A 9,259-nucleotide genomic window follows, 5' to 3' on the forward strand; every position below is an offset into this window, starting at 1 on the left:
ACCGGCCGTGCCTTCGGCTGCCTGGATCAACCCGCCAAAGAATAATACGTCGCAGGAAGGGAACACAACAATAACAAGTTAAAAATTATGTACTCGTACGTCTCAAAACTATTGACAACTACCGCGCACGCTGGCCTCCCGAAGTTGTGTCGGCGTGTATAGGTCATTCCAGGGAAAGATCTGGTGGAAGCTCAGCCCCCAGTTGTGCTCGGGACCCAGGATCAGGCGTGATGTCATCGCGAGATCGACCGCCGCGCCCTTCGTCATTTTGCCCGAGGCGATCCACTCCTGCCGCAGCCGGCAAAGCTCGCGGTAATTGGCGACCTTTTTGGGATCGGAGGCGACGCCGTAAATCCATGAGTCTCCGAACTCCTGTGTCACGACTGGCAGGGATTTGAGATAGGGCTGAAGGGCGTTTCCGGCGGCGCTCAAGTTGCCCGAAATTATCTGAGCGTTTGGATAGCGTGATTTCAGCCAGGCGTAATGATCCTTGACCTCCTGGACAGTATGCGGCCCGGTATTGTCCGCACGGACATTCATTGAGACCGCGATCGGCGATCCCGGCAGCCGCTCCGTGCCTCCGTAGTCCGTGGCGTACATCACGATCAGCTCGTTTCCGGACTTGTCACGCCAGCGGAAGAAGGGAGCCGGAAAGTCAGGATAGCGGCATGAGCCATTCGGGCCGATGTGGAGGAAGTTGACGCCGGCGTCGACCAGGGGCGCAATAATCCCGCGCGAGTGCCCCATGACATCGGTGAGCTTGCCCGCAGTTGTGGTTTTGCCGAACCGTTTGTCCAGCGCTTTGGAAATGCCCAGAGATGTTTCGATCAGAGACCGATCCAGCATCTCCGTCTGCCAGGTGAAAGGCAGCGCGTGCCAGGCGATCTGTCCGTCCGCGATGGCCTGCTCGAACCGCTTCGCCGCGCTTGGAGAAGCCTGAGCCAGATACTCTTGGATCATCCACGATCCGAGCGTCCAGCAATAACGCTCCGTCGCTCCGGTCTGCGCCAAATTTTGGGATGTGTCGATCGCGTGCGGGATGAAGTCGTCGAAGTAAGTGCGCAGGATCTTGTGCTGGAAGTTGGTGTAGCCAAGATCCAGATGGCATTTGTTGACCAGATACACCGTGCGGACATCCGTATCGGCGTCCGCCCACGCGCTTAGGGAACCCGCCGCGCACACGGCGCCCGCTGCGGCGACGCCACGCAGAAAATCACGTCTGTTCATTTCGTTTTCTTCTTGGGAGCGCGGCGCGGCGCCGGTGGATTGTCCGCCGGCTGGGATTGATACAAATCGTCGATCTCTGGCGCTTGTAGGCATGCGGACCAGATCGCGAACTTTGCGATGCGCCCCCGGTACAGCGACGGCTGTCCCCAAGGGCCTTCAGTCCCAAGGTTAACCACCGGTTCCGCTTCCTTCAGCACGATCGGCGCGGACTTGACCAGCTTCGCATTTTTGTAGACCGATATCGTAGCGCCGTCGTAAGTGACGGTCACCATCTCCCATTTTTTTCGCTCAATCGTTGCGTCGGTGAGGCAGTCCGTGTTGCTGCTCCAGAAGCCGACCGCTCCATGATAGAAAATGATATAGCGCTGCGTTCCCGTGCTGTCGAGCGTGTCCCCAAACCCGCCGACGATCGTCGTTTCCGTCGGAATTTCATCGGCCTTGAGAAACAAATTCATCGTCCATGATTGACCTGGACTAGTGGGCAGCAGCGGGACTGGATAACGATGAAACGCCCAACGGCCCGCCGCAAAGGTCTCGACGGCGCTCCACTGATAGACCGGCGTGGGCGCGCCTTCGCATCTCGGGATGACCGATGCGCACGTAAGAGTAAAAACAACGCCGACTGCCCATTTGATCATCATTCGTCATCCTCAGCTTTATGACGATTCCGGATTTTTAACAAAGCGGGTCATCACCCTGCTCTTTTTGGCGTAGGCCGGATGCGGAGCACGCGTTACTCGATATCGAAACATGGTATGACCGACCTGGCGAGTAATACGCCGCAGCATACTCTCACACCGGGAAAGATGCTGACCACGTCCAAAGCCGTAGAACTCTCCCCCGCCATAGTCCCGCGTCCGCTGCGCGATGGAGCGCGGCCGCAACATCGTATTGACATAACGTCTCGTCCACCTCTCAATATCGACGCTATCGCTGAATACAATAGATCGAAAGCAACTGATTTTACGAGACTGATAAGACATTGGCGACCAAATTTCAATCATTCGTCTGAACTGCTTGTTGACCAGCCGCAATTCTATGAGTACTCGATCGTCCGCCGCAGGTGTTCGTCCTGCGCCAATCCGTCTCTCATGGCCTGATGGACAATACCGACCACATCTTCACGGATTTCGTCGTTGCCTAGCCCCGATCTCGTGGAGTATTCAAATCGCGGATGGCGCAGTCGAACCGAGATCGCCGCTGTGTATCCCGGCCCAAACGTAACTCTTTGCCTCTCAGCGTTGTCATGCTCGATTTCGCGTAGGGCTGCATGAAACCCCGCCATAAGACCGTCCGCATGGGCGCCGCCGGCGTTGGTAAAGTGCATATTCGCGACCGAAATAATCGTCTCGCCGGGTTCGCGATGGAACTGTACGGCAAATTCAATCTCCATCAAGTCGCCGTTTGCATCTGGTTGAGACGTAAGGCGATGGATGGTTTGTCCTATTGCAGTATACGGCCCATTTAGGTATTCCACAAGATGGGATAAGCCGCGATCAGAGGAGTATGGCAAGGGCTGCCGCTGGGTAAGACGATCAGAAAATCGGTGCTTCGCTTCCCGCAGCAGCGGCGCCATTTTCGTCAGGAACCTCTCCACGTCGATTGCCGAAAGTTGGGCGTCTCCAAAGATTTCCGGGTCCGGCATCCAGTGGATTGTCAGTTCATCACCTGCTATCAGGTCAATCGGAGGCGATGGGGAGACATATTTCCCGCGCTCCCACCGAAAGCGATGATCGGAATCACCACGCTTCACATGGAAAACGAGCCATTGAGAGAGACAATTGACAATGGAAACGCCAATGTGATCCACACCCATGCGGTAATCGATAGTCTTCGGCCGATGAATAAGTTCCTCCGCCAACGATTGTATCGACCTCGTCTGAGAATACGCCTGGTCCTTCGGCTTTTCGGAATGGGATTCCCGTCCCGTGATCGAAATTGAACGATCAGAATGGAGGATGATCTCCAGGTCGGTAAAAGCTCCGGCGAAGATCTCATTGGCGTAATAACCGTAAATCTCGCACACTGTGTTGAAGATACCGTGATGATCCCTGGAGCCGACAAACATTGCTGGTCGATTTCGTACGTCTTCAACAGACAACACATGCCGTTGTTCACTCATCGTGTGCTCTTCCTTGCAAGACAGCGATGACGCTGTGGCGGATTTTGCGAGGCATCAACCTATACTTTACGGAACAGAGCATTCACGACTGCTGCGCGAGCGGCAGGAATGGGATGTGGGAGATCTGATGGAAGCGTTCGAATTCCTCGTTCGTAAAGCAGCCGAGCAGGGCGGATTGGCCGAAGTCGGCGGTGTTGGAGTAGATGCGGAGATTGGTGTGCTCGGCGAGCAGCAGGTCGAGCTTTTTGAGCAGGAATGGGTCCAGCCAATCGTCCTTCACAACAGCGTTCCAGTGAACGCGATCGCCGTCGACATCGAACTCCACCCAGGCTTTGTTGAACTCTGTTTCCACGAAGTCGCTCACGTTTTCGAACCAGAGACGCCGGTGGCATAGAATACGGAAGCGTTCGATAACTTTGACATAATCGCCGTGGTCGTGGATGCATTGGAAATCACACATCCATAGGTTATCGCACAGTGGAGTATCCGACTCATCCTCTTTCGTGAAACCTAGCGCCGCGACGAGATGGTCAAACGGGTTCCGTTCCATGTCCTCGCGAGTAGCGACCGTAAACAGATCATCTACGGTGGCTCTGGGAGACAGGGGGAGCCCGCAGGCCGCCAGATCTGTCAGCTGCTGTTCGACTGTCAGTGTAGGTTTGGAAAAAAGGCTGAATATCATAGTGGTCTCCCGTAAATCTGCGTGCTTATTCCTTTCTATTTGTCTTGCAGTGAGTGCTTTTTTAGTACTTTGGCGGCGCCGCCGGCCTTGTGAAATGTGGTGTGATGGAGCGGGGTCTGGCCATTCCTATCGAGCGCATTGGGGTCTGCTCCGTGCTGGATCAGCATTTCGGCAATGGCGGCTTGATTGGCGTGCGCGGCGGCGTGCAGCGGCGTTGTGCCCCAGTGGTCGTTCTTGTTGTGAATATCAACGGGAGCGCCCGCCGCCAGCAGCGTCGCGACGATCTCTAGATGCCCTTTCCAGCAGGCGCAGTGCAGCGCCGTGGAATCGTCCTTGTCGCGCGCCTCCAGCAGAGCGGGATTCGAAGCGAGCATCTCCACGATCTTGGTGTGGTCCCCGTTTTTGGCGGCCTTGATGAAGTCTTTTTCCATGGTGATTGGTGAGATTCTCCGCAGCCCCGATTGGGACTGCGGGGAAAAGAGCGGAATTAGGGACTTTAGCTAGTGAGAAGCGAATCTTCCGACACGGCTGATGAAGGCTAAGAGATAGAAGATCGTACCGATGACGGCGATAACCCGTGCGGTGACAACCTTTCCGCGATCCCTCGGGTCCGCGCGGCCCGCGTCCATCGCTGCGATCGCTTTGTTCGCTTTGATAACTGCCCAAGGCCCGAGGACAAACCCAAAGCAGATAAATGAGAAAATTGCGGTGGCTAAGATGTCGCCGGAGTTAACCGTTTCCACATACCCGCCCCCAAAACCATATTGCTGGTTCGGCGGCGGCGGCCACACGGGTGGCTGCTGACCATAAGGCGGCTGTTGCTGTCCATACGGCGGTGGCTGCTGTCCGTAAGGCGGCTGTGCGCCTTGTCCCGGCCACTGGCCAGTTTGCGGCGGCGGCTGCCCAGGCCATTGCCCTGTCTGCGGCGGTGGCTGCCCGGGCCACTGTCCTGTCTGGGGCGGGGTAGGCGGCGGCTGTCCCGGCCATTGTCCCTGCTGCGGCGGGGGCTGCTGACCGGGCCACTGGCCCTGCTGTGGTGGTATTGGCGGCGGCGTCTGCCCCCAATTCGGCGGCGGCTGCGGCGGTGGATTGTTGGGATCGTTCGGATCTTGTGCGCTCATGTCTGTCTCCTTCATTTGTTTGCAACTTACGCCGCGGGGCGCTCTTTCTCCTGCGCAATTCACGGCAAAGTCAATGAGAGAAGAGCAAATTTTAGCGGATCGGTATATGGACGAACAATGAGCGCCGCTTGCGGTCAATCCACGATTTGAATTGCGTACGTATCCGCGTCCTCCTCCACGAACCGCAGAAGCTTTTCGCCTTCGACGGCGAGATCGCCTGCGGCTGTTTTTGTGAGAGGCGCGAATGGCTTGAGCGCCAATGTCGCAGTGCGTTTTTTGCGCTCGGTTGTCCAGAGTCCGGCGGCGTAGCCGTCCACGAGAAAGGTCGCCAGCACACGCAGGTTCTTGGTGACGACTTGTGGGCGAAATTCGTCGGAGATGATTCGGGTGCGGTCGGCGTGATACAGACGGTCAAATGTGTGTACAACTTAAGCCATTCGGCCCATATGCTTGCTGGCGGTCATGACAATATCCCCGCGCCATACAAGGTACGCTTGGAAGGTGTCTTCTGTCTCGGTCAGACTGATCGCTTTGTCACCGACGAGGCCGAGCGCTCCGACGGAAAGCTCGATATTCACCAGTCCCGCGTATGTTTTCGTGTTCCCCTCCTTGCGCGGCTTCTTAGGCTCCCTCGGTAAGATATTCACGATGATCTGCATCTGAAGCGTCTTCATAAAGTCGTGCTTGACATAGCTCAGCGCATCCCCTTCCGTTTTCCAGACCTGGTCCATCTGTTCGTACAGAGATTTCCATTCCTGGTAGGTCAGGTCGGCGATCTGCGTTTCCGCCTGCACTTCTGTCGCCTCCGGCATTGACTTCAATCGGATCCTCTCTTCCGCGACCGCCTTCAGCCTGGCGTTGATCGACGGCAGAGCGTCCGGCTCGCAGGTTTCCAGCGCATCCAGCAGGCGGTCGCGGCGGATGTCCAGCTTCGCCAGAGCATCCGCGACGGAAGATTTCGGTTTGGACGCCTTTTTTCTGCGCGTGGCCGTTGTGGAAAAGGGCTCCTCTTTGTAAAGCTCGAAGGCCGTACGCAGCCCTTGCCAGGCGAGAGCATCGATTCTGAACTGCTGGGCGGACAAATTCCAGGTACACAGCTGCGCATCCCCCACGCTTCCTAGACTGCACGTCCAGGCGATCCGATAACTGCTCATGATCTTGCCGCGATTTGTTCGTTCGGGGGAAGTGCGCATTTTGCGGCCGCAATGTCGGCAGATGAGCAGTCCGGCGCCGTAGGTGTGGGTTAGCCGCCCCGCCTTGCCGGCGCTGACGAGCGCGCCGATCGGCGCGCGGACAGCGAGGAGCCGGTCCACTTCGTCCGTGATGTGGCGAGGAACCACCTCCGGGAGCCGGTTCGGCGCATCCGGTGGGAGTTCGTTGTGATCGATCAGCAGATCTTTGTATTTGATTTTGCGGCGATATAACTCGGAGCGGGCCAGGTCCAGAACCCGGTTCATCCTCCAGATACCGCCTTGTGGCGGCGGGACCGCGCGCGGGTGGCCCTCATCAAACTGTTTCTGCAGCCGCAGCGCCGCCGCCCTGCCAAGCCCGTGGCATTCGATGAACGTTTCGTAAACCCACACCGCATGATCCGCAGTCACCGGGTCGAAGTCGAAAAACTTCGTTTCCTTGTTATAACGAAGCCCCCACATGGAATGGGTACGCCCAACCCACTGTCCCGTTCGTACGCGCTCCAGATTGACCTGAGCGACCGTTTGGCCGTTCTTCGTCGCCATGTACTGATTGAGGCTTCCGAGCTGCTGGCGGACCAGGGTTCGCGCGGCGGGGTCACCGCTCGTGGGCAGGTCGGCGACGCGGACATCGACGGCGCATGCTTCCAGCTGGAGGAAGAAGCTCTCCTGCTCGATCAGATCACGGCCGAGGCGGGAAAGGTCACGGGCGTAGACGGCGCGCAGCTTCTTGGCCTTGGCGTCTCTGAGCATCGACTGGTAGGCGAGGCGCTTCGCGAGATATTCGCCGCGCCCGCTGATTCCGATGTCGTCATACCAGACATCGATCTTGCAGCGGTCGCGCTCGGCGTCCTGTATCAGTTCCGACATGCGAATTCGCCGCAGCTGGTCGACAAATGCTTCTCGATCAGCCACGGACGTACAGCCGTCGGGGAACTTGACGTCGGACATGCGCAGGTAGCCGGCGATCAGGCCATTTGGATTGGGGAGGGGTTTCTTTTTTGCCATGGGGTGGGCTATTCGCGATGGGTCGATAGACCGGTAATCGTATCCTGAAAACCGCGTCGGGTTTGGTCTTCGCGTGTCTTCCTCGTGTAGTGTGGCGGCACGGTCGCTGGCAGGCCGCAGCCCGCCAGGACTTCCTCCAGAGAAATCCCCTGCTCGCTTCGCCCTAAGACGGGCAGAGTGCGAAAGACAATCGTGTCGCCGGAACAGATTTTAAAGTCGTCAAAGGAATGATCGAGGAGCGCCAGAAGCTCTTCCTCCCCGGCGTCGAGACGCTCCAGGATCGTGGCGCCGACCTTGGAGCGAAGAGCGCTCACCTGATCGAGCGTAACGTCATGCAGCGTGATTCGCCCGGCGTACTTGCTCCAGTCGATATTATGACGGACGCCCTCGTCATCTTCGTAGTATTGACACTCATCTTTGACGATGGCTGAGAGATGCACGTCGCAGACCTTAAGGACAGCGTCCCACAGCCCATGCGAGAACAGATAGAAGATGACGTTTGCGTCAAGCAGCAGTAAGCGAAATTTCGTCAAGCGAATACTCCTCAGACTGTGCTTCCAGACGAACTTCATCCAGCGCGTTTGTCCCGGCCTCTGCGATGCTCATGGCGTGGCGGCGGCTGACTTCCATGTATTCCGCAAACTTGCCGGTGGAGATCTCGCCTTCCTTGAGCGCCCGGATGGCGAGCGACTGGTATCGAGGCGGGAATTTGCCGTCTCGCAGCGGTTCCTCCGCGCCGGTGGAGCGGCTGTCCGCCTTGATCGCCGCAATCAGCGCCCGTGTCGATTCCTGACGATCCTTCGACCAGCCGTAGACGGTGTGGATACGCCACACAAGCGCGTCGATGGACACGCCGAACTGCCGGGCGATTTCGGGGACGGCGCTTCCGGGAATGGCTCCCTCGGCGTTCTGGAAGCGACTGAGGGCCTTCAGCAGCGGCTCACGCGGCAGGAGCAGGCACGACGCGAAGGTGTTCGCCAGCTTCTCTTCGTGTTCGCTCGCCACCGACGCCGTGTTTCCCTTCGCCCGGTAAATCCCCCAGACCAGCAAGTGGAACAGTTCGTGCGCGAGGTCGTAGCGCTGCCGGCACACCGGGTTCCCGCCGTTCAGTAGGATCGCCCAGCCGTGCTCGTCGCTCTTGACGCAGGCGGCCGTCCCTGTCGGCTCAAAGCTGTCCAGGAAGATGCGGATACCGCAGTCATCCTCCAGACGGCGCATCAGATCGAAGCCTGGCTTATCGCCCAGCCCGAGTTCCTTCGCAACTTCCGCCGCCAAAACTTCCGCATCATTGTAGGTGAGCGCGCGGCTCTGCGAAGCCGCCTCCGGAAGGCGAGGGGTGAGAACATCGCCGGTCCACTGTTCCAGGTTACGATACTGCTCACAGAGGCGCAGGAAGCGGTCCTCGATCGCCTCCGCGCCCTCCGTGGGCTTCTGTCGCCACAGAACGACGGCGGAGCCAAACGGCTCGTCGCTGAGAAAAAACGTGGCCGGCCGGTGATACACGTCGGCCAGCTTCTTCAATTGATGGAACTTGGGTTCCCTCTTGTCGTTCTCGAAGTCGGACAGAGATGAAAGACCGATCTCGGTCTTCTGTCCAACAGCTTCGAGAGTGAGGCCAATTCTTCGCCGGGCCTCCGCGAGCTTCTTACCGATTAACATCGTAGAGCGCTCCATATTTCCTTATTTGCCGAATTATTATACCTTATTATGGCTTTTCCATGTGGAAAAATTTCTAGAAAACAGAAATATCCGTAGTTGGCCTTGGATACGCTGGCTTACCTGAAACGCAAAATAAGCCCAGAGAGCAAGCGCTCCCTGGGCTGTTCGTCGACGATCTTCCGTTACTATTATTATGCACCGGTAATCGGCCAGGAGTTGGATTGTGGTAAAAAAACGCTGAACGTGTCGA

The 9,259-nt window shown here is 57.7% G+C and carries 10 protein-coding genes; all 10 read right to left on the minus strand.

From position 1 onward, the window contains the following. Positions 1–108 precede the first annotated feature (108 nt). Complete coding sequence (locus tag ABIZ35_RS01500; protein WP_348218107.1) at positions 109–1,227, minus strand: DUF5054 domain-containing protein; 1,119 nt, start codon at positions 1,225–1,227, stop codon at positions 109–111. Next, positions 1,224–1,868 carry a LamG-like jellyroll fold domain-containing protein gene (locus ABIZ35_RS01505; RefSeq protein ID WP_348218108.1) on the minus strand — a complete coding sequence of 215 codons (645 nt, stop codon included), beginning with the start codon at positions 1,866–1,868 and terminating at the stop codon, positions 1,224–1,226. Before ABIZ35_RS01505 ends, ABIZ35_RS01500 begins: the two co-directional genes overlap by 4 nt. A gap of 395 nt (positions 1,869–2,263) precedes the next feature. Further along, complete coding sequence (locus ABIZ35_RS01510) at positions 2,264–3,349, minus strand: hypothetical protein (protein WP_348218109.1); 1,086 nt, start codon at positions 3,347–3,349, stop codon at positions 2,264–2,266. An 82-nt stretch (positions 3,350–3,431) separates the two neighbouring features. Next, positions 3,432–4,031 (minus strand): hypothetical protein, encoded by a 600-nt coding sequence (locus ABIZ35_RS01515; protein ID WP_348218110.1) that lies wholly within the window; start codon positions 4,029–4,031, stop codon positions 3,432–3,434. A 35-nt stretch (positions 4,032–4,066) separates the two neighbouring features. Continuing rightward, positions 4,067–4,462 carry an ankyrin repeat domain-containing protein gene (locus ABIZ35_RS01520; protein WP_348218111.1) on the minus strand — a complete coding sequence of 132 codons (396 nt, stop codon included), beginning with the start codon at positions 4,460–4,462 and terminating at the stop codon, positions 4,067–4,069. Between the two features lie 69 nt (positions 4,463–4,531). Then, entirely contained in the window at positions 4,532–5,152 is a 621-nt protein-coding gene (locus tag ABIZ35_RS01525) for a hypothetical protein (protein WP_348218112.1), read from the minus strand. A gap of 134 nt (positions 5,153–5,286) precedes the next feature. Continuing rightward, complete coding sequence (locus ABIZ35_RS01530) at positions 5,287–5,559, minus strand: crosslink repair DNA glycosylase YcaQ family protein (RefSeq protein ID WP_348218116.1); 273 nt, start codon at positions 5,557–5,559, stop codon at positions 5,287–5,289. A 21-nt stretch (positions 5,560–5,580) separates the two neighbouring features. Further along, positions 5,581–7,350 (minus strand): recombinase family protein, encoded by a 1,770-nt coding sequence (locus ABIZ35_RS01535; protein ID WP_348218113.1) that lies wholly within the window; start codon positions 7,348–7,350, stop codon positions 5,581–5,583. An 8-nt stretch (positions 7,351–7,358) separates the two neighbouring features. Further along, positions 7,359–7,883 carry a hypothetical protein gene (locus ABIZ35_RS01540; RefSeq protein ID WP_348218114.1) on the minus strand — a complete coding sequence of 175 codons (525 nt, stop codon included), beginning with the start codon at positions 7,881–7,883 and terminating at the stop codon, positions 7,359–7,361. Then, on the minus strand, positions 7,855–9,009 hold the full coding sequence (locus ABIZ35_RS01545; RefSeq protein WP_348218115.1) for an XRE family transcriptional regulator: 1,155 nt from the start codon (positions 9,007–9,009) through the stop codon (positions 7,855–7,857). The genes ABIZ35_RS01540 and ABIZ35_RS01545 overlap by 29 nt, the downstream gene beginning before the upstream one ends. Between the last annotated feature and the right edge of the window lie 250 nt (positions 9,010–9,259).

Source organism: Capsulimonas sp., from assembly GCF_039929585.1.
Taxonomy (GTDB): Bacteria; Armatimonadota; Armatimonadia; order Armatimonadales; family Capsulimonadaceae; genus Capsulimonas.